19 protein-coding genes are annotated in these 18,259 nt (G+C 74.0%); 10 read left to right on the top strand and 9 right to left on the bottom strand.

Annotated elements, in window-relative coordinates; all coding sequences use genetic code 11:
• Positions 1 to 54: 54 nt before the first annotated feature.
• Together DSM104329_RS25765 and DSM104329_RS25760 are read right to left on the bottom strand one after the other, a co-directional pair.
• Positions 55 to 726 (bottom strand): class I SAM-dependent methyltransferase, encoded by a 672-nt coding sequence (locus tag DSM104329_RS25765; RefSeq protein WP_259312728.1) that lies wholly within the window; start codon positions 724 to 726, stop codon positions 55 to 57.
• Positions 711 to 1,625, bottom strand: coding sequence for an alpha/beta hydrolase family protein (locus DSM104329_RS25760; RefSeq protein ID WP_259312727.1), 915 nt, complete (start codon positions 1,623 to 1,625; stop codon positions 711 to 713). Before DSM104329_RS25760 ends, DSM104329_RS25765 begins: the two co-directional genes overlap by 16 nt.
• Positions 1,626 to 1,659: 34 nt before the next feature.
• Here DSM104329_RS25760 and DSM104329_RS25755 point away from each other — a divergent pair, with 34 nt between their 5' ends.
• Positions 1,660 to 3,225, top strand: a complete 1,566-nt coding sequence (locus DSM104329_RS25755; protein WP_259312726.1) for an oligosaccharide flippase family protein — start codon at positions 1,660 to 1,662, stop codon at positions 3,223 to 3,225.
• Positions 3,226 to 3,318: 93 nt separating this feature from the next.
• Here DSM104329_RS25755 and DSM104329_RS25750 read toward each other — a convergent pair whose 3' ends face one another.
• Entirely contained in the window at positions 3,319 to 4,224 is a 906-nt protein-coding gene (locus DSM104329_RS25750; protein WP_259312725.1) for a glycosyltransferase family 2 protein, read from the bottom strand.
• Positions 4,225 to 4,252: 28 nt separating this feature from the next.
• Here DSM104329_RS25750 and DSM104329_RS25745 point away from each other — a divergent pair, with 28 nt between their 5' ends.
• Together DSM104329_RS25745 and DSM104329_RS25740 are read left to right on the top strand one after the other, a co-directional pair.
• Positions 4,253 to 6,013: a hypothetical protein gene (locus DSM104329_RS25745; protein WP_259312724.1), complete on the top strand. Its 1,761-nt coding sequence runs from the start codon at positions 4,253 to 4,255 to the stop codon at positions 6,011 to 6,013.
• Positions 6,010 to 6,738, top strand: coding sequence for a class I SAM-dependent methyltransferase (locus DSM104329_RS25740; RefSeq protein ID WP_259312723.1), 729 nt, complete (start codon positions 6,010 to 6,012; stop codon positions 6,736 to 6,738). The genes DSM104329_RS25745 and DSM104329_RS25740 overlap by 4 nt, the downstream gene beginning before the upstream one ends.
• Positions 6,739 to 6,749: 11 nt before the next feature.
• Here the strand turns inward: DSM104329_RS25740 and DSM104329_RS29000 are convergent, their stop codons facing one another.
• A complete protein-coding gene (locus DSM104329_RS29000; RefSeq protein ID WP_326924466.1) occupies positions 6,750 to 8,441 on the bottom strand; it encodes a methyltransferase domain-containing protein in 1,692 nt (563 codons plus the stop codon).
• A gap of 121 nt (positions 8,442 to 8,562) precedes the next feature.
• On the opposite strand from DSM104329_RS29000, the gene DSM104329_RS25725 reads away from it, so the two are divergent.
• Positions 8,563 to 9,711 (top strand): glycosyltransferase family 4 protein, encoded by a 1,149-nt coding sequence (locus DSM104329_RS25725; protein WP_259312722.1) that lies wholly within the window; start codon positions 8,563 to 8,565, stop codon positions 9,709 to 9,711.
• An 81-nt stretch (positions 9,712 to 9,792) separates the two neighbouring features.
• On the opposite strand, the gene DSM104329_RS25720 is transcribed toward DSM104329_RS25725, so the two are convergent.
• The 5 genes from DSM104329_RS25720 to DSM104329_RS25700 form a co-directional block, all read right to left on the bottom strand.
• Positions 9,793 to 10,554, bottom strand: a complete 762-nt coding sequence (locus tag DSM104329_RS25720) for a class I SAM-dependent methyltransferase (RefSeq protein WP_259312721.1) — start codon at positions 10,552 to 10,554, stop codon at positions 9,793 to 9,795.
• A 64-nt stretch (positions 10,555 to 10,618) separates the two neighbouring features.
• Entirely contained in the window at positions 10,619 to 11,389 is a 771-nt protein-coding gene (locus DSM104329_RS25715; RefSeq protein WP_259312720.1) for a hypothetical protein, read from the bottom strand.
• Between the two features lie 132 nt (positions 11,390 to 11,521).
• Entirely contained in the window at positions 11,522 to 12,319 is a 798-nt protein-coding gene (locus DSM104329_RS25710) for a polysaccharide deacetylase family protein (RefSeq protein WP_259312719.1), read from the bottom strand.
• The gene (locus DSM104329_RS25705) at positions 12,316 to 13,044 is read right to left on the bottom strand and encodes a polysaccharide deacetylase WbmS family protein (protein WP_259312718.1); all 729 of its coding nucleotides are present in this window, start codon (positions 13,042 to 13,044) and stop codon (positions 12,316 to 12,318) included. Before DSM104329_RS25705 ends, DSM104329_RS25710 begins: the two co-directional genes overlap by 4 nt.
• Entirely contained in the window at positions 13,041 to 13,916 is an 876-nt protein-coding gene (locus DSM104329_RS25700; RefSeq protein WP_259312717.1) for an NAD-dependent epimerase/dehydratase family protein, read from the bottom strand. Before DSM104329_RS25700 ends, DSM104329_RS25705 begins: the two co-directional genes overlap by 4 nt.
• Before the next feature lie 69 nt (positions 13,917 to 13,985).
• Here DSM104329_RS25700 and DSM104329_RS25695 point away from each other — a divergent pair, with 69 nt between their 5' ends.
• The 6 genes from DSM104329_RS25695 (at position 13,986) to DSM104329_RS25670 (ending at position 18,220) form a co-directional block, all read left to right on the top strand.
• Entirely contained in the window at positions 13,986 to 14,324 is a 339-nt protein-coding gene (locus DSM104329_RS25695) for a helix-turn-helix domain-containing protein (protein ID WP_259312716.1), read from the top strand.
• Positions 14,314 to 15,132, top strand: coding sequence for a nucleotidyltransferase (locus DSM104329_RS25690; RefSeq protein WP_259312715.1), 819 nt, complete (start codon positions 14,314 to 14,316; stop codon positions 15,130 to 15,132). Before DSM104329_RS25695 ends, DSM104329_RS25690 begins: the two co-directional genes overlap by 11 nt.
• Before the next feature lie 21 nt (positions 15,133 to 15,153).
• Entirely contained in the window at positions 15,154 to 17,034 is a 1,881-nt protein-coding gene (asnB, locus tag DSM104329_RS25685; protein WP_259312714.1) for an asparagine synthase (glutamine-hydrolyzing), read from the top strand.
• Between the two features lie 114 nt (positions 17,035 to 17,148).
• Positions 17,149 to 17,436 carry an SHOCT domain-containing protein gene (locus DSM104329_RS25680; RefSeq protein WP_259312713.1) on the top strand — a complete coding sequence of 96 codons (288 nt, stop codon included), beginning with the start codon at positions 17,149 to 17,151 and terminating at the stop codon, positions 17,434 to 17,436.
• Positions 17,433 to 17,888 (top strand): DUF6325 family protein, encoded by a 456-nt coding sequence (locus tag DSM104329_RS25675; RefSeq protein ID WP_259312712.1) that lies wholly within the window; start codon positions 17,433 to 17,435, stop codon positions 17,886 to 17,888. The genes DSM104329_RS25680 and DSM104329_RS25675 overlap by 4 nt, the downstream gene beginning before the upstream one ends.
• A gap of 134 nt (positions 17,889 to 18,022) precedes the next feature.
• Positions 18,023 to 18,220: a hypothetical protein gene (locus DSM104329_RS25670; protein WP_259312711.1), complete on the top strand. Its 198-nt coding sequence runs from the start codon at positions 18,023 to 18,025 to the stop codon at positions 18,218 to 18,220.
• The last annotated feature ends 39 nt before the right edge of the window (positions 18,221 to 18,259 follow it).

Below are 18,259 nucleotides of genomic sequence, written 5' to 3'. Positions count from 1 at the left end.
CCGGGAGATTGTCCTCCGGTCCGACCGGCCAGGTCAACCCTCGCGGCGCGGGCCTCAGGTGGGCGCGCCGAACGCGCCGACGTAGAGCCACAGCGGGCTCTTCGCCGGGTCGTACTGGCCGACCGGGCACAGCTCCCAGCGCAGGGTGCGCGCGCCGTGGCGCTCGAACAGCGCGCACGTGTCGCGGCTGTACTTGAACAGGGCCCGCTCGCCGTCGGCGCCGTCGAAGAGCTCGACGCAGATGACGTACCGCACCGTGTTCGCCAGGTTGCGCGCGAGGGCCTCGCAGGCGTCGTCGGGGATGTGGTCGAGCACCGACATGGTCAGCGCGGCGTCCCAGTCGCCGGGCGCCTCGGACCACGCGTTGACGTCCTGCTGTCGGAACTCGATGCCGGGCCGGCGCCGGCGGGCGTGCTCGAGCGCGCGCTCGTTGACGTCCAGGCCGCACACGCGCACGTCCGGGTGGCGGTCGTGGACGACCGCGAGGTTGCGTCCGGTGTTCGTGCCGAGCTCGAGCAGGGATCCGGCGCCGAGCTCGCCGACGATGTCCGCGACCAGGCCGCTGCGCTCGAGCGCGTGCGGGTCGTCGTCGCTCGTGTCGTGGTAGCCGCGCAGACCGGCCCAGTAGGCGGTCGCGCGCTCCCGCTCGGGCGCGCGGCCGTGCTCGGCGCGCCAGAGCAGCACGCGCTCCGCGAGACGCTCGCGCAGGTTCACGAGCCCAGGCACCAGTCGACCTGCTCGGCGAACCAGTCGGCGGTCGCGAAGTCGCTCGTGTGCCCGCCGCTCGCGTGGAAGTCCGGGCGCACGGCCCCGCCGCGGGTGCGCCACAGCTCGACGAGCGGCTCGACCTGCTCGGCGTGGACGCCGTGGTCGTCGGCCATCGACTGCACCGCCAGGCGCGGCAGGGGGTCGACGGTGGCGGCGAGGTGCCGGATCTCACGCGTCACCGCGAAGTGGCGCGGGTCCTCGACGTCCACGGCGCCCAGCGTCGCGGCGACATGGCGCTCGCGGCCCTGGTGGCGGGCGCACAGGTCGAGGTCGAAGTGCGGCGAGACCGCCACGGCCCCGGCATAGGAGTGGCGCAGGGCGAAGCGCACCGCGGCGGTGGCCCCCATCGACGAGCCCATCGCCACGACCCGATCCGGCGGCGTGCCGGTCTCCTCGAGCGTGTCGGCGAGGATGCGGTCCATCGCGCGCTCGACGAAGAAGTCGCCGTTCTCGCCCTTGTAGTAGGTGCCGTTGGCGTCCGCGCCGAACGTGTCGCAGAGGAACAGGTAGCGGTGCGCGGTGTCGGGCCAGAACATGCGCAGCCGGTGGAAGTAGCCGCCGAACTGCTCGCGGTACGGGCGCCGCTCGCCCCACTCGCCGAAGAACGCGGAGAAGTGCACGCACAGCGCGTCGCCGTCGCCCGGGTAGAGCACGTAGTTGTAGAGGCGGCCCTCGATCTCGACGGCCCGGCGGTAGCGCTGCAGCGCGCTCTCGCGGTCGAAGCGGCCCCGGCGCGGAGACCGCGCGGCGGCCGGCGGGGCCGAGGCCCGCGCCAGCGCGGGAGGCGGCGCTGGGCGCAGCCGGCGGACCGCTTCGTCGGCGCGGTCGAGCAGGTTGGACAGGCGGGATGCGGCCATGGAAACGCGGGGTCGGAGGGTAGCCTGCGGCCGGATGCCTGCCCTGCGCCGATCAGCGGAGGACTCCGACACGCGCGTGGTGCGCAACACCGTCGCCAACGGCGCCGGCGCGGTGGCCGGGGTGCTCATCACGCTGGTGATGACGCCGCTGCTCATCGACCGGCTCGGGACCGAGGCCTACGGCATCTGGATCCTCGCGACGACGCTCACGTTCGGCTTCGGCTACCTGTCGTTCGCCGACCTCGGCTTCGAGCAGGCGGCCGCCCGGTACGTCGCGATCGCCCGCGCGGACGGCGACATCGAGCAGATGAACCGGGTCCTCTCGACCGGGTTCTTCATCCTCGCGGCGATCGGGCTCGTCCTGACCCCGATCTTCATGGCGCTCGCGGTGCCGCTGGTCGACCTCTTCAACGTGCCCGAGGACATGCGCCACGAGGCGACGTGGGCGTTCGCGCTCGTCATGGCCCAGCTCGCGTTCGAGCTGCCCGGCCGCGGGTTCGCGAGCGCGCTGGAGGGCGCGCAGCGCTTCGGCGTGCTGCAGATCGTCCGGCTCGTGCAAGGCATCCTCATCGCGGTCGCCATGGCGGTGACCGTGCTCACCGGCAACGGCATCGCGGTGCTCGGCGCGGCGACGCTGGGCGCAACGATCGCGGTGTTCGTGCTCGGCTGGGTGGCCATGCGCCTGGCCGTGCCCGACGCGCGCATCACGCCGCGTCTGTTCTCCCGGACTGTCGTGCGTGAGCTGTGGCACTTCGGCTCGCGGCTGTTCGGCTTCCGCCTGCTGTCGAGCGTCTACCGCCAGCTCGACAAGACGATCATCGGCGTCGCGCTGGCCGCCTCGTTCGTCACGACCTACGAGGTCGCCAACAAGCTGTACGGCAGCGCCGCGCTCGTCCAGTCGCTGGCGACGTCCTCGCTCGTGCCCGCCGTCGCCTACAGCCGGGCGAACGCCGAGAAGCTGCGGGCGATCCTGCTGCGCGGCTCGAACTACACGCTGGCGATCGCGCTGCCCGTCACCCTCGCCGGGATCATCTTCGCCTCGCCGCTCATCCGCACGTGGATCGGCGAGTCGCAGGTCCAGGCGGCGCTGCCCGCCCAGCTGCTGCTGCTCTCCCTCGCGCCCGGCTTTCTCATCGCCGTGGGCCAGACCATGCTCGTCGCGCTCGGGCGCATGAACGAGCTGCTGATCCTCGCCGCGCTCTGGACCGCCATCAACGTCGGCCTGTCGATCTGGTTCGTGCAGATGTGGGAGATCAACGGGGTCATCGTCGCGACGCTCATCGCCACCGTCGCGCTGGTGCCGCCGAACATCTGGCTCTTCCTCGACGAGCTCGACGTCTCGCTGTGGCTGTGGAACCGCGCGGTCGTCCTGCCGGTGATCCCGGGCCTGGTGGTGCAGGGTGCGGTCGGCTACGGGCTGCTGCAGCTCGCCGATGACAGCGGCTCGCTCGTCGTGGTCGCCCTGCTCGGCAGCGTGTCGATCGCGGTCGCCTACGCGGTCTACTGGTTCGTCGGGCTCGACGGCCCGCACCGCGCGGCGCTGACGCAGACCATCCGGCGCACCGTCGGCCTCGAGCACGACGTCACGGCGCCCAGATGATCGATGCCACGACCCTCGCACTCGGCTGTACGCGCCGCGCCCGGCATCCACGGATGCGCGCACATCCGAGCACGACGGCGTGGCATCGATCATCTAGCGCCGACTGACTGCCAGGGCGCCGCGCCGCGCCCACCCGCGCCACCGCTGCGGGTTGTCGGCGACCACTCGGGCCAGCGCGGGCAGCGCGCGCGCGAACGCGCGCGGCGAGCGGCCCGCGCGTGCGTGCGCGAGCTGCTCGACGGCGCCGTGCAGGCGCAGCTCCCGGGCGGCGATCCGCCGCTGGTCCGGATCCAGCGAGCCCCGGCGCAGCGCGTTGCGGTACGTCGTCTGGTTCGTGCGCGCCATGCCGGCCAGGTCGGCGGAGACGCTGCCCTCGCGCAGCCGGTACACCGCGAGCGCGCGGGGGTTGTAGACCACGCGGCGGCCGCGCTCGAGGATCCGCAGCCAGAGGTCGTGGTCCTCGGAGCCCCACGTCGCCGGGTCGAAGCCGCCGAGCTCGCGCACGAGCCCCATCGGGACCACCGTGCCCCCGGCGAAGATCGGGTTCGCCTGCAGCAGGCCCGTCAGGTCGATGCCCTCGGGGGAGCCGAAGCGCTGCGCGTACGTCTCGCCGAGCATCCCCTCCGCCGTCAACAGCCTGGCGTCGCAGCAGACGACCCCGACGCCGGGGGCGCGCCCGTCCTCGCGGTCGTACAGGGCGACCTGCTCGGCCAGCAACCCGGGAGCCCACAGGTCGTCCGCGTCGAGGAGCGCCATGAGCTCGCCGCCGGCGTGCTCGAGCGCCGCGTTGCGCGCGCCCGCCGGGCCCAGCCCGCCCGCGGTGGGCACGACCCGTACGCCCGCGACGCGCTGCGCGATGTCCGCGGTCGCGTCGGTCGAACCATCGTCGGCGACCACGACCTCCCAGTCGCGGTAGGTCTGCGCGCTGACCGAGGCCAGCGTCTCGCCCAGCGTGGGAGCGGCGTCGCGGGCGGGCACGATGACGCTGACACGCGGCACCGGCGGGATTCTGGCAAGGTGGCGCGCCGTGAACGTCGCGGCCGCCTCCGCTCCCGCGCCCGTCCCCGGCCTCCCGCCCGAGCCGTCGGGTGTCGAGGCCCTCCTGCTGCGCATCGGGCGCTGGGGCATCGGCCTCCTGCTCGCCCTCTGCGTCCTGCTGGCGCTCATCGTGCCGTTCCACGCGACCGACGCGCTGGTGTTCGGCACGTGGTCGCGCGCCATCGCCGTCGAGCACGGGTGGTTCTTCGACGCGCTCGTCGGCTACCCGCCGTACAGCCGGCCGCTGTTCTACGCGCCGCAGGGCTGGATCTGGGCGGTCGTCGGCTCGCACGAGTGGATCGGGCGGCTGCTCTCGCTCGCGTTCTTCGTGCTGTTGCTGTGGTGCGTGACGAAGCTGGCGCGCGGGCAGCGGCTGGCGCCCGGGGCGCCGCTGCTGGCGTGTGTGCTGCTGCTCGCCTGTCCCGACGTCGTCCAGCAGGCCTTCGCCGGGCAGACCGACGTGCCGGTGGCGGCGCTCATCGCGCTGGCCGCCGTCGGGCTGTGGTGCCGGGCGCCCGGCGCCGCGTCCGCGCTGCTCATCGCCGTCGCGTCGTGCGCGGCGGTCCTCGCCAAGCCGACCGCGCTGCCCGCGCTCGCCGGCCTGGCCCTCGCCCACCTGATCGGGTCGCTGCCCGGGCTGCGCGGGCGAGCGCTGCTCGGCGTGGTGCCCATCGCCGCGGGCACGGTCGTGGCCCTGATCTACGACAAGGTCATGGCGGCGCACTTCGACCTCGCCGTCAACTCGTTCCTCGGCGGGACGACGGCCTCGGGCGACGACAACGCGGTCTCGCGCGTGGGCGACGCGGTGTCGAGCTTCAGCGAGAGCAACGGCCGCATCGCGCTCATCCTGCGGGCGGAGTGGCTGGGCCCGTACCTGCGGATCGTCGTGCTCTTCGCGCTGATCTACGCGGTGCTGCGGATCGTCCGCCTGGCGCACCGTCCGGCCGCGCTGGCGGCCGTCGCGGCGGCGGTGTTCTGGTACTGGCTCGGGCCGTCGATCCTCCCCGGCGGACTGGCGCCGGTGTCGACCGCGGCGGGCGCCCGCATCGCCTCGATCCTGCTCATCGGCCCGCTGCTCGCCGTGGCCTGGTGCCCGCGCGAGTGGGAGCCCGACCGGCTGTGGCTGGGGCGGCTGCTCGTCTGGGGCGTCCCGCCGCTGCTGGCGTGGGGCCTGTTCGGCATCCTCGGCGACACCCGCACCCTGTCGCCCGCGTGGCCCGCGCTGTTCCTGCTGATGGCGACCGTCGTGGCCGCCGGCGTGTCGGGCCTGCGAGTGCGCGGGCCGCTGCTGGCGGCGGCCGGGGTCGCGCTGCTGCTCGGCATCGCGGTCGCCGACCTGCGCAACCTCGATGCCCTGGGCGCGCGGCCGGACGGCTCGATCAACAGCGTGCGCGCGCTGCGCGACCTCACGCCGTCGACCTGGTTTCATCCCGACAGGGCGCGCGTCGCCGCCGACCCGCAGCTCGGCGGCCTGGTGAACGGCATCCGCGCGGCGCGGCGCCCGGGCGACCGCGTGGTGACCAACGACGGGCGCCTGCTCTTCTACTTCCTCACGGACGCCGACGTGCTCGCCCCGGTGCCCGACTGCGCGCAGCTGCGCCGCTACGGTGTCGTGGCCTTGCTCACGAACGTCTTCGGAGCCGACGAGGCCGCCCAGCTCGCGAAGCTCCGGCGCTGCCCCGGCGTTCGCCTCACGCCCGTCGCCGCGACGCCGGGCTCGTACGCCGTCTTCCGGGTGACGCCGGCGTGACCTCCGCCAAGGAGGCGACCGAGCGGGCGGCGCCGCGCGACCGAGGCGGCGACGTCCACCTGCGCGCCGGCGCCCAGATGCGCGAGTACGAGGCGGCGGTGCACCGCATCGCCGCGGACGGCCCCGCCAAGCTGCTCGACTGGGGCTGCGGGTTCGGTCAGATCTCGCACATGCTCAAGGCCCGCGGGCTCGACGTCACCTCCATCGAGTGGAACCCGGAGATCGACGAGGGCACGGTGCGCCCGGCGGCGCGCTATCCCGACGTGCTCGTCCGCTACACGCGGGAGCCCGTCCGGCTGCCCTACGACGACGGCCGTTTCGACGCCGTCCTGTCGATGGGCGTCCTCGAGCACGTCCAGGAGCCCGGCGCGAGCCTCGACGAGCTGCACCGCGTCCTGCGGCCCGGCGGCACGCTCTACGTCTACAAGCTGCCCAACCGGCGCTCCTACCTCGAGCGGCTCGCCCGCCGGGCCGGCCTCTACTACCACGGCCAGCTGGAGCACGACGCGCTCTACACGATGTCGACCGCCCGCGCGCTCGTCATGGCGCACGGCTTCCGCGTGACGGAGCTGCGCCTGGCGAACATGCTGCCGCTGACGCTCACGGCGGGCTGGGCCGAGCGCGGCGCCGGCGCCATCTGGGGCGCCGGCCGGGCGCTGTCGGCGGTGCCGCTGCTCAACCGCGTGGCGACGAACGTCGAGCTCGTCGCGACGCGGCTGCCGTAGCGGCCGGCGCTCTACGGCGCCGGGCTGCTCGGCCGGCGGGCGACGACGAAGACATTGCGGCGGGTGATCGGCAGCGCCGCGAGCGCGCCGAGGAGCTTCGGGCGCTGCTTGCGCTCCGTCATCCCCGACACGACGCCGATGCCGGGCATGACCGACTCGTAGCCGACGTGCTCGACGACGAATCCCTGGTCGGCGAACAGCAGCCGGTAGCTCTTGCGCGTGAACGGGCGGCGGTGCGTGTAGTCGTCCCACGCCCACTTCTGCGCGTCGGGCGAGGAGGCGAACAGGCGGCCGCCGGGGCGCAGGACGCGCAGCATCTCGGCGACGACGCCGACGGGATCGGCGACGTGTTCGAGCAGGTCCTTGGCCACGACCGCGTCGAAGCTCGCGTCCTCGAACGGCAGGGGCTCGTCGACGCTGTGCTGGCGGGCGTTGCGCCCGAGGCTGCGGGCCAGCGCGACCGCCGCGGCCGACTCGTCGACGCCGGTGTAGTCCTCGAAGGAGTCGGCCAGCCAGGCGGTGCCGCAGCCGACGTCGAGGATCCGGTCGCCGGGCGAGAAGTGCCTGGTCACGTCGCGGTAGTAGCCGGGCTGGGCGTGCCAGTCGTGGTAGCTCGGGCCGCCGCGGCGGGCGCCGTTGGCGGCCATGGCGGTCTGCTGCAGGGCAGAGACGACCTGTCGCGCGCCGAAGCGCTGCTCGAGGCGGTCGACTCCCACCGGCTCGGGGACGGGGTCGGCCAGCTGCGCGGCGAGCTCGTCCGGCGTCTCGTAGCGCCGGATGGGCAGGCCGTCGAAGTCGGGGGACCAGAGCGGAGCGCGCACGATGACCGGCCGACCGTACAGGAGCGCCTCGAGGATGACGGTGGGTTGGCCCTCGGTTCCCGTGGAGGGCACCACGAGCCGGTCGACCGCGGCGAAGAACTCGCTGAGGTCGTCGACGCGGCCCAGGAGGTCGATGCGCTCCTCGAGGCCGAGCTCGGCGATCCGCCGGCGGACGGCGTCGGTGTAGCGGCGATCCTGCTCGGGCGCACCGACGCGCAGGCGCTCCCAGGCGCCGGGGATGGCGGCGAGCTCCTCGACGAGCTCGATGATGCCCTTCTCGGGAATCATCCGGGCGAGCACGCCGAGCACGGGCGTGGCGGCGTCCGGCGGCGGGGTCCGCTGCGCCGCCAGCCGTCGCATCTCGTCGGGCGAGAGGAAGTTGTTCACGCAGGCCACCGGCACGTCGGGGAGCCGGTCGCGGTAGGTCTCCGCGGCGTTCTCGCCCACTGCGACGAGCGCGCCGACGCGCCGGTACACCGCGCGGGCGGTCGGCCGGTGGGCGGACTCCTGCTCGTGCATCAGGTGGACGAGCAGGGGCGGGTGGGGCAGCGTGACGAGCGCCGCGGTCGCGTAGGCCTGGCAGCGGGCGGTGTTGCCGACGACGAGCGTGTCGGAGTGGGCGTCGGCAAGCACCTCGCGCAGCCGCAGGACGGCGGGCGGGATCGCCCATGCGGCGGGCGGGACCAGGCGCGGGAACTCGGCGTGCACGAGGTCCAGGCCGCGGGCGCGGACCTCGGCGCCGAGCTCGGTATCGGCCGGCGCCACGAACCGAACGCGCGTGTCCTGCTCGGCCAGGATGTCGGCGAGGCGCAGGGCGAAGCGCTGGCCGCCGCCCATGATCAGGCCGTCGTCGAGGATCCACAGGTCGAGCAGGTCGGACATCGCCGCCCATGCTAGGTGGGCCGCCGCGAGCGATCCTGTCGCGTTCACGGCGCCTGGCGCCGTCTCCGCGACAGGATCGGGAGGGGCGGTGGTCCGAGGCGGGGCTAGCCTCTCGCGGCGAATGCACGTCGGGCTGAACCTGGTCTACCTCGTGCCCGGGCAGACCGGCGGGACCGAGGTCGTCGCGCGCGAGCTGCTGCCCGCGCTCGTCGCGGCGGCGGGCGACCGGATCCGCTTCACGGCGTTCGTCAACCGCGAGGCCGCCGCGGCGCCCGGCGGCCCGTGGAAGGAGCTGATGCCGGCGGTGACCGTGCCCGTCGCGGCGACCAACCGCGTGCAGTGGGTCCGCGGCGAGCAGCAGCACCTGCCGCGCCTGGCCGGCCGCGCCGGCGTGGACGTGCTCCACAGCCTGGCGAACACGGGGCCGGCCTGGGGACGCTGCGCGCGGGTCGTGACGATCCACGACCTGATCCACCGCTTCCACCCGGACACCCACGGCGGGCTGAAGGCGCGCGGGATGGCCCTGCTCGTGCCGCTGGCGATCCGCCGCTCGCACCGGGTCATGGCGGACTCGCAGTCCACGGCCGAGGACCTCGTCCGCGAGCTGCGCGTGCCGCGCGCCAAGATCGACGTGGTCGCGCTGGGCGTCGGCTCGACCGCCCGCGCGACCCCCAGGCCCGAGGCACGGCTGCGCGCCGAGCACGCCCTCGGCGACCGGCCGATCGTCCTCACCGTCGCGGCCAAGCGCCCGCACAAGAACCTGCCGCGGCTGCTCGAGGCGCTCGCGCTCGTCGACCCGGCCCGTCGCCCGGTCCTCGTCGTCCCCGGCTACGGCACCGCGTTCCACGACGACGAACTCGGCGCGCTCGTGGCGCGCCTGGGCATCGCCGGCGACGTGCGACTGCTCGGCTGGGTGAGCGACGAGGAGCTCGAGGGCCTCTACGCGGCCGCATCGGTCTTCGCCTTCCCCTCGCTCTACGAGGGCTTCGGCCTGCCGGTGCTCGAGGCGATGGCCCGCGGCCTGCCGGTCGCGTGCTCGGACCGCGGCTCCCTGCGCGAGGTCGCCGGCGACGCCGCCCGCCGGTTCGATCCCGAGCGCCCCGGCGACATCGCCGACGCGATCACCGCCGTCCTCGACGACCCCGCCGAAGCGGACCGGCTGCGGGCGGCCGGCCGCGCGCAGGCCGCCCGCTTCACGTGGCAGGCGACCGCCCGCGCCACGCTGGACAGCTACGAGCGCACGCTGGCCGCGTTCAGGTCGCGAGCCTGACCTTCCCCGGCCCGTGGGCTCCGCGCGCCGGCCGCGCGTCCGCGATGAGGCCGGCGGGCGCCGTCTCGCCGAGGGCGCCGTTCAGGCGGCGGCCTTCGCCGCGCGGATGCCGACGACGCGCTTGGACGTGGAGAAGACGTCGCTGCCGGCGAAGTGCTCGGCCGCAGCGGCCCGGAAGCGGTCCTCGAGCGCCGGGTCGTAGAGGTTGTAGGCCGACCAGTAGCCGACGAGCGCATCGGCCGAGTCGAAGCGCATCTCGTTGGCGAACTCGAAGCGCTCGACCGCGGCGAAGCGCGCCTCGCACAGCGCCGGGCCGGTCTCCTCCATGAACGTGGAGGCGGGCGTCGGGCCGGGCGGCTCGGTGCCTGCGAGGCCCCAGTGGAAGCGGCGAAGCTCGCCGTTGTTCTCGTAGGACGGCCCGCAGAAGAACAGGACGCCGCCCGGCTCGAGCAGGTCGTGCAGGCGGGCGATCGCGCGCTCGGCATCCTCGACGTAGTAGAGCGCGTAGCCGCTGACGATGCGCTCGAAGCGCCCGTCGCACGGCGCGGCGGCGAGGTCGTCGAAGCGGCCCGCCCGCGTGCGCACGTTGTCCGGCGCCTCGGCGGCGAGAGCGCGCAGCGACTCCTCGGACGCGTCGACGGCGAGCACCGACCGGACGTGGGGCGCGAGGCGCAGCGTCTGCTGACCGGTCCCGGCGCCGACGTCGAGCACGCGGTCGTCCGGGCCGGCGCCGAGCCGCTCGAGCGCCCATCCGGTCATGTCGCCGCCGGCGTAGCGGGCGTGGGCGTCGATGCGGGCGGTCAGCGCCGCGGAGTCCGTGTCGAACCGTCCGATCTTGCTCATCGCGCCGGGATGCTAGCCGCGGCCCTGGCCGCGCCCGCGGGCGCGGCCACGGAGCATGGGGCCGTCAGCGCTTCCTGCGCTGGAAGGTCGCCTGCCACTGCCAGGTCGCCTCCACCGAGCCGCTGCGCTGGAACGTGTCGTCGGGATCCGTGCGGTTCATCGGCGGCACGGTGCCCGTCCACTTCCTCTGTCCCCGGACGGTGAACTGCCGCGTCTTGCCGAACCGGCTCCGGGACGCCGCCGCCAGCACCGCGCTGAGGTCGGGGGCGCCGTCATCCCAGTCGAAGTTCGGCGGACCCGACGGGCAGTCGGCGCGCATCTGGTCGATCGCCGTGACGACGCGCAGCTCGCGCCGGCCGGCCCAGTCGAAGCCCAGCCCCGTCTTGAACGACCGCGCGCCGCAGCCGGTGGTGGCCTCGGCCTCGTCGGGGTTCGCAGACTCCCACTCGCCCGAGTAGTCCGTCGTGTGGGCGCCGTCGCGGCGGTAGGAGCCGCGCAGGGCCAGCCCGTCGGTGCCGACGTGGATCATCGGCGCGGCGTTGCCGCCCGTCCGGAGCACGGTGACCGGCGTGGGCCCCGCGCTGTCGAGCGTGATGCGCGCCGAGCCCGCGCCCTTCTCCTCGCGCACGCAGCGCCCGACCGTGCACTCGCGGGAGGAGAGCTCGCGGAACTCCCAGCGCTCGCTCATCTCGGCGTGGAACGTGACGCGGTATTCGGTGGTCGACGGGCGAGCCGCCGCGGCCGGGCTTGCGCAGGCGAGCGTGGCGGCGACGAGCGCGGCCGCTCCTGCGGCAGCCCGCCGCACGCGCGGCGAGCGCGCGCGCACATCCGGCATTGAGTGGTCCTTCGTGACGATGCGCAATGTGATCCCTTCCGCAATTCCTGCGGCACGCGGGAAGACGGCTTGGCGTGCCGCGACTTCGGCGGGCACCTTACGGTGCCGCGCGGCGCACGGCAATCCGGTGCGCTACGGCAGCGACCCGGCGCGCGCCGCCGACAGCAGCCCGGTGCGCCGCGAGCGGCGCACCACCGTGGCCAGCTGGCGGTCGAACGCGAGCGCGTCGAACGGCGCCAGGCCGGCCGTCCGCTCGTGGTAGAAGGCCTCCAGGCGCTCCGCAGCGCTCAGGTGCTCCTCGCCCCACCAGAACGGGTGCAGCAGCAGCTGGACGGTGTCGCACGGCGGGTCGCGCAGCACCGGGCGGGGATCGCCATGGCGCCACGCGCCGGCCGAGTCGGCGAGATAGCAGCGCATGAGCGGCGCCGCGTACGCGTTGACCATGCCGCAGACCTCGCCGACCGGTGCGAGCGCCGCGACGAGCGGGTCGGCGGGCCGGTGGAACGAGATCGCGCGCACCTCGTCGCCGAGCACGGCGGCCAGCCGCTCGCGGCAGGCCTCGACCTCGGGGGCGACGTCCTCGATGACGAGGCCGTCGCGCTCGCCGCGCGGGCCGAGGTCCATGTGCAACCCGACGTCGTGGCCCTGCTCGCGCAGGCGGGCGAGCGCCGCGCGGGCGCCCGGCTCGTCGAGGTCGTACAGCGGCGAGTCGACCATCACGAGGAACGTCGCGCGCACCCCGGCGTCCTGCTCCACGGCACCCACGGCGACCGCCCGCTCGAGCGACAGGTCGATGTCGTGGCGCACGATCAGGCCCGGCGCGTCGACGCCCTCGGCGAGCAGGCGGACGTCCTCGCGCTCGCGGGCCATCTCGAGCAGCTCGCGCAGGAACGCGTAGCTGAACTCCCCGTGCCACGACGTGCCGCTCACGCGCCGACCGCCTCGGCGGACAGGTCGCAGATCCGCGCGCCGCCGCCCGTCGCGGCGAGGCGGTCCGCGAGGTCGAGGAACGCGGTCATGGTCCCCGTGCCGGAGTTGCGGTAGCGCGCGGTCTCCTGCGGGGCGATCTGCGGCAGCGGGCCGGCCTGCTTCATGCGCTCGTACGGCGCGAACGCCGCGGAGTTCAGCCACACGTGGACGGGATGGAAGTCGAAGATCCGCGGGCCGGCGCCGTCGAGCAGCGCGCCGACGTCCCACAGCGGGTCCGGCGAGTACATCTCCATGTTGTCCTGCCACACGTACGGCAGCCGCAGAAGCCGCCCGCCCGGGCTGTGCTGGACGACCGGCTCGACGCTGCGGGCCCGCGGCAGGAACAGCGACACGTCGACCTCGATGCGCCCGCCCTCCAGCAGCGCGTCGTGCAGCGGCGTGGACTGCAGCAGGCAGTGGGTGCGCACGGCGCGCGCCTCGGGCACGAGCGCCAGGCAGTGCGCGACCACGTCCTGCGGCGTCTCGCCGTGGCTCGAACCGGCGAGGAAGTTCGGGTGGATGCCGAGCTCGAAGAGGTCCGGGCGCTCGCGCAGACGGTCGATGGCCGCGCTCGCGTGGGTGACGAACCACGTCGCGCGCACCTCGCGGGCCAGCAGCGCGTCGGCGGCGGCGTCGATCATGAAGTCCGGCGCCCAGTCGACGTCCAGGGTGAGCGCGGCCGTCACGCCCGGCTCCCCACGAGCTCTCGCGCCAGGCCCTCCTCGAACGCGACCGGCTCCGGCACCGCCAGTTGCGCGACGCACTTCCCGCGGTCGGCGGCGAACGCGGGCGGCTCGCCCGGGCGCGCCTCCAGGCGAGGCTCGCGGCCGAGCACCCGCCCGATCGCGCGCGCCATGTCGGCGATGCCGAGCGCCTGCGGGCCGCCGACGTTGACGACGTCCAGTTCACCGCGCTCCGGCGGGCGCTGCACTGCGGCGATCACCGCGCGGGCCACGTCAGATGCATGGATCGGGCTCGTCACCAGGCCCCGCTCGCCCTGCACCTCCACCGCCCGGCCGTGCTCCACCCGGTCGATGAGGTCGCTCACGAGCCGCTCGTCGCGCACCGCGCCGTACGTGGTGAAGATGCGCAGGGCGCGGACTCCGAACAGGGCCGCGTACGGCCCCGCGAGAAGCTCTGCCGAGCGCTTCGACGACGAGTAGATCGAGCGGCACCGGACCGGTCCGTCCTCGCGCAGCGGCGGCCCGTCCGTCGTGCCCGGCCGGTACACCGTGGCCGTCGACGCGAGCAGGAACTGCCCGGCGCCGCACCGCGCCGCGTGGTCGAGCAGCTCCGCGGTGGCGGCTACGTTGACCGCGATGACGCCGGGAGCGCACGCCGGGAAGTCGCGGTACTCCCGCGCCTGCGCCAGGTGCACGATCGCGTCGACCGCGACGGGCAGCGCCGCCGCGAACCCGGGCGCCGCCAGGTCCGCCTCGGCGGTCTCCAGGCCGGGCACCGGGCGCCGCGCCGCCGCGACGATCTCCCAGCCCGCCGGAGCCAGGCGAACCACCTCGCGGCCGATCAGGCCGGTCGCCCCGGTGAGCAGGATCCGCATCGCCGGGGAGGGTAGCTCCGGAGCGGGACACCGCCTCGTGTTCATATCCGATGAGATATGATCCGCACGATGCAGTCCGGCCAATTCCTGCGGGCGCGCCGGTTGGTGAACGGGCTCACCCAGGCGCAGCTGGCCCGGCGAGCCGGGACCAGTCAGGCCTTCGTCAGCCAGATCGAGAACGGCGAGAAGTCGCCCACAGTCGACACGCTCAGCCGCCTGCTCGGCGTAATGGGAGAGGACCTCCGGCTCGAGGCCGCGCCCACGGCGCACCGCTACCGCCGGGCCGACCTCGCCGCCGAGGCCGGCCGCGCTCCCGAGGAGCGCCTGGCCGGCGCGCTGGCCTGGAACGAGTTCGGTACCGAGCTGGCGGGTGCCGCGCAGAAGGGGCGCCCCCCGCATGGCCGCTGATCCCCGCGAGCTCCTCTCTGTCCTGTCCGCGCACGGCGTGGACTTCGTCGTCATCGGCGGCGTCGCCGTGCAGGCGCACGGCCACGTCCGGACGACCCGTGATCTCGACATCATCGCGCGACCCTCGCCCGAGAACGCCGAGCGCCTGGCGGCCGCCCTGCGCGACCTCGGGGCGACCAATCGCGGTGTCGATTCCGAGCACCTGCACGACCCTGGCGATCCCTCGACGGTCGCGCGTGCCGGCTCGCTGTTCCTGGACACGCGGGCGGGGATGCTCGACATCATGCAGGACGCCGCCGGCGCACCCGCCTACGACGAGCTGCGGGACCGGTCGATCGAGGTTCCCCTCGGCGCACTCACGATCCCCGTCGCGGGGCTCGATGACCTCGTGGCACTCAAGCGGGCGTCAGGCCGGTCGATCGATCTCGAGGACATCGCCGTGCTCACCGACGTGCAGCGGATCCGCCGATCGGACGACCCCGACCTCGGCGATGTCCGCATGGTCGACCCGGCCGACCCGGCCGTGGTCCTGCTCGGTGACCGCCCGGCGCGGCGCCGGCTGGCGCGCGCGTGGGACGACGGTGCGCAGTACGTCTACCGGTACCGCGACGAGTTCGGGCGGCCGGCGACCCTCGATGCCGACAACCCCGTCGGGCGACGCCCACCGCCGGGCACCCGGCAGCGACGCGTGTGGGACCGGCTCGTCGAGCACCTGTACACCGCGCGCCGCCGGCTCGGGATCGACGAGCCCCGGCCGGGCGACCTGGGCGAGGACCTGCAGGCGCTCGCGCGCAACTCGCGGGCCTAGCCTCCGTCTCGACAAGCGTCCATGTGCGGCATCACCGGCATCCTGAACCTCGACGGCGAGCCCGTCGCCCCCCGCGTCCTGCGGGCGATGGCCGACGCCGTACGCCATCGCGGGCCCGACGGCGAGGGCACGTACGTCGACGGGGCGCTCGGGTTCGGGCACCGGCGCCTGGCGATCATCGACCGCTCGCCGGCCGCCGAGCAGCCGATGGCCACGCGCGACGGGCGCTTCGTCCTCACCTACAACGGCGAGGTCTACAACTTCCAGGAGCTGCGCCGGGAGCTCGAGGCGCGCGGGTGGGGCTTCCGGTCGCGCGGCGACACGGAGGTCGTGCTCTACGCGCTCGCCGAGTGGGGCGTGCAGGCGCTCGAGCGCTTCAACGGCATGTTCGCGCTCGCGCTCTGGGACACGGAGCGCGAGGAGCTGCTGCTCGCCCGCGACCGCTACGGCATCAAGCCCCTGTACTGGCATCGCGACGACCGCCGCGTCCTGTTCGGCTCGGAGATCAAGGCGCTGCTCGCCCACCCGGAGGTGCGCCCGAGCGTCGACCCGCGCGCGCTGCTGGAGTACTTCACCTTCCAGAACCTCTTCACCCGCCGCACCCTCTTCGACGGCGTCGAGCTGCTGCCGCCTGGATCGTTCGTGCGCATCGGCGTGGCGGGGGTGGGCCCGGTCCAGACGTTCTGGGACTTCGACTTCCGCGAGCCGGACGGCGACGCCGGGCGCATCGACGAGCGCGAGTACCTCGAGGAGCTCGACCGCCTCTTCCGCCAGGCGGTCAACCGCCAGCTGGTCGCCGACGTGCCGATCGGCTCCTACCTGTCCGGCGGCATGGACTCCGGCTCGATCACCGCGGTCGCCGCGCCGCAGTTCGACACGTTCACCTCGTTCACGGTCGGCTTCGACCTGAGCTCCGCCTCGGGCATCGAGCTCGCCTTCGACGAGCGCACCCGCGCCGAGCGGATGTCCTACCTGTTCGGCACCGAGCACTACGAGATGGTCCTCAAGGCCGGCGACCTCGAGCGCGTCATGCCCGCGTTGACCTGGCACCTGGAGGACCTGCGGGTCGGGCAGTGCTATCCGAACTACTACGCGGCACGGCTGGCCTCGAAGTTCGTGACGGTCGTCCTGTCGGGCGCGGGCGGCGACGAGCTCTTCGGCGGCTACCCCTGGCGCTACTACCGCGCGGTCGTCAACGACTCGTTCGACGACTACGTCGGCAAGTACTACGGCTTCTGGCAGCGGCTGCTCCCGCCGGATGCGATCGACCGCGTGTTCGCGCCGATCCGCGCCGAGGTGGCCGACGTCGACACGCGCGCGATCTTCGCCGACGCGTTCGCCACCCACGCGCCGCAGCTCACGCGCCCCGAGGACTACATCAACCACTCGCTCTACCTCGAGGCCCGCACGTTCCTGCACGGCCTGCTGCTCGTCGAGGACAAGCTGTCGATGGCGCACTCGCTCGAGACGCGGCTGCCCTTCCTCGACAACGACCTCGTCGACTTCGCCCAGGCCGTGCCCGTCGGCCTGAAGCTCGGCAACCTCGGCGAGGTTGTCCGACTCGACGAGAACGAGCCGGGGTGGAAGACCGAGCGCTTCTTCAACAACGCCCGCGACGGCAAGCTGATTCTGCGCCAGGCGATGGAGCGCCACGTCCCGGCCGACGTCACCGGCCGCGAGAAGCAAGGCTTCGCCGCGCCCGACGCGTCCTGGTTTCGCGGCGAGTCGATCGACTACGTCCGCCGCCGCCTCGTCGACGGCGACGCGCGCATCTACGGCTACCTCGACCGCGACGAGGTCCTCGCCCTGGTCGACGACCACCTCGCCGGCCGCGAGAACCGCCGGCTGCTGATCTGGTCGCTGCTGTCGGTCGAGGAGTGGCTGCAGACGTTCGCGGGCTGAGCCGCGGGCGGCGGCGCGCGACCGGTGGACGCGACGCGCCGTGCCGACTAGCGTGGCGCGAACATCAGAGCGACAGGAGGGACTGACGTGTTCAGACCGCGAAGGCGTCCGGTCATGCGGGCGGCGATGGTCGGCGGCGCCGGGTACATGGCGGGCAAGAAGGGCGCGCAGAGCCGGGCGCGCGAGAGCGAGCAGGAGGAGCGTCTCGAGGCGCTCGAGCAGCAGCAGGCGCCCGCGCCCGCCACGGCCGCGATGGCGCCGCCCGTCGCCGCGCCGCCGGCCGCCGCCCCCGCGGGCGGCACCGACGTCGTCGGCGAGCTCACGAAGCTCAAGGGCCTGCTCGACGCCGGCGTTCTGACCCCCGAGGAGTTCGACGCGGCCAAGAAGAAGGTGCTCGGATGAGCGGCGACGGCGAGATGCTGGGCCCGGTCCAGCTGCTGATCTGCGGCTTCGATCCCGATGCCGAGCTGCGCGGCGAGGTCCTGGCCGAGCTCGGCCGCCTCTCCGACGCGGGCACGATCCGCGTGCTCGACGTCCTCGTCGTGCGCAAGGAGGACGACGACACGGTGTCGATCGTCGAGGCGAACGAGAGCGGGTCGGTCGTCGCGGTCCTCACCGGGCTGCACGGCGACGAGGAGGCCCCGGAGCTGCCCTCGGAGTACGAAGACATCGACGACGACGACATCTGGTTCCCGGCCGACGCGATCCCGCCCGGGAGCATGGCGGCGCTGGCGCTCATCGAGCACCGCTGGGCGCTCGGCCTCAAGCAGGCGCTACGCGGCACCGGCGGCGCGCTGCTCGCGGAGTCGTGGATCGACCCGCTCGACCTGCAGGCGGTCGGCCTCAACGCGTAGGGCGTCCCCGGGCGGCCTCGACGTTTGCCGCCCCGCTGCCCGTGGGAGGCGGCGGGGCATGAAGGTTCGGGCCCAAGGCGGTCGACCTCGCCGCGCGCATCGGCGACGGCTACTGCACGACGTCGCCCGACGACATGATCGGGCGCTTCCGCGACAAGGGCGGCGCAGGCAAGACCGTCCCGTGTGGACCGGACCTCGACGAGCACCTGCAGACGATCCAGGAGTACGCCGACGCGGGCGTCGACGAGCTGCACATCCAGCAGATCGGCGGCGGCCACGAGGCGTTCTTCGACGCCTACGAGCGCGACATCCTGCCGAAGTTCGCCGGCTGAGAGCGCCCGGCGCGCGGCTCACCCTCGCCGACTGACGTG

The sequence above is a fragment of the Capillimicrobium parvum genome, assembly GCF_021172045.1.
Taxonomy (GTDB): domain Bacteria; phylum Actinomycetota; class Thermoleophilia; order Solirubrobacterales; family Solirubrobacteraceae; genus Capillimicrobium; species Capillimicrobium parvum.
The sequence above is the reverse complement of the archived record's forward strand: the minus strand, read 5'-3'. Positions and strand labels throughout refer to the sequence as shown.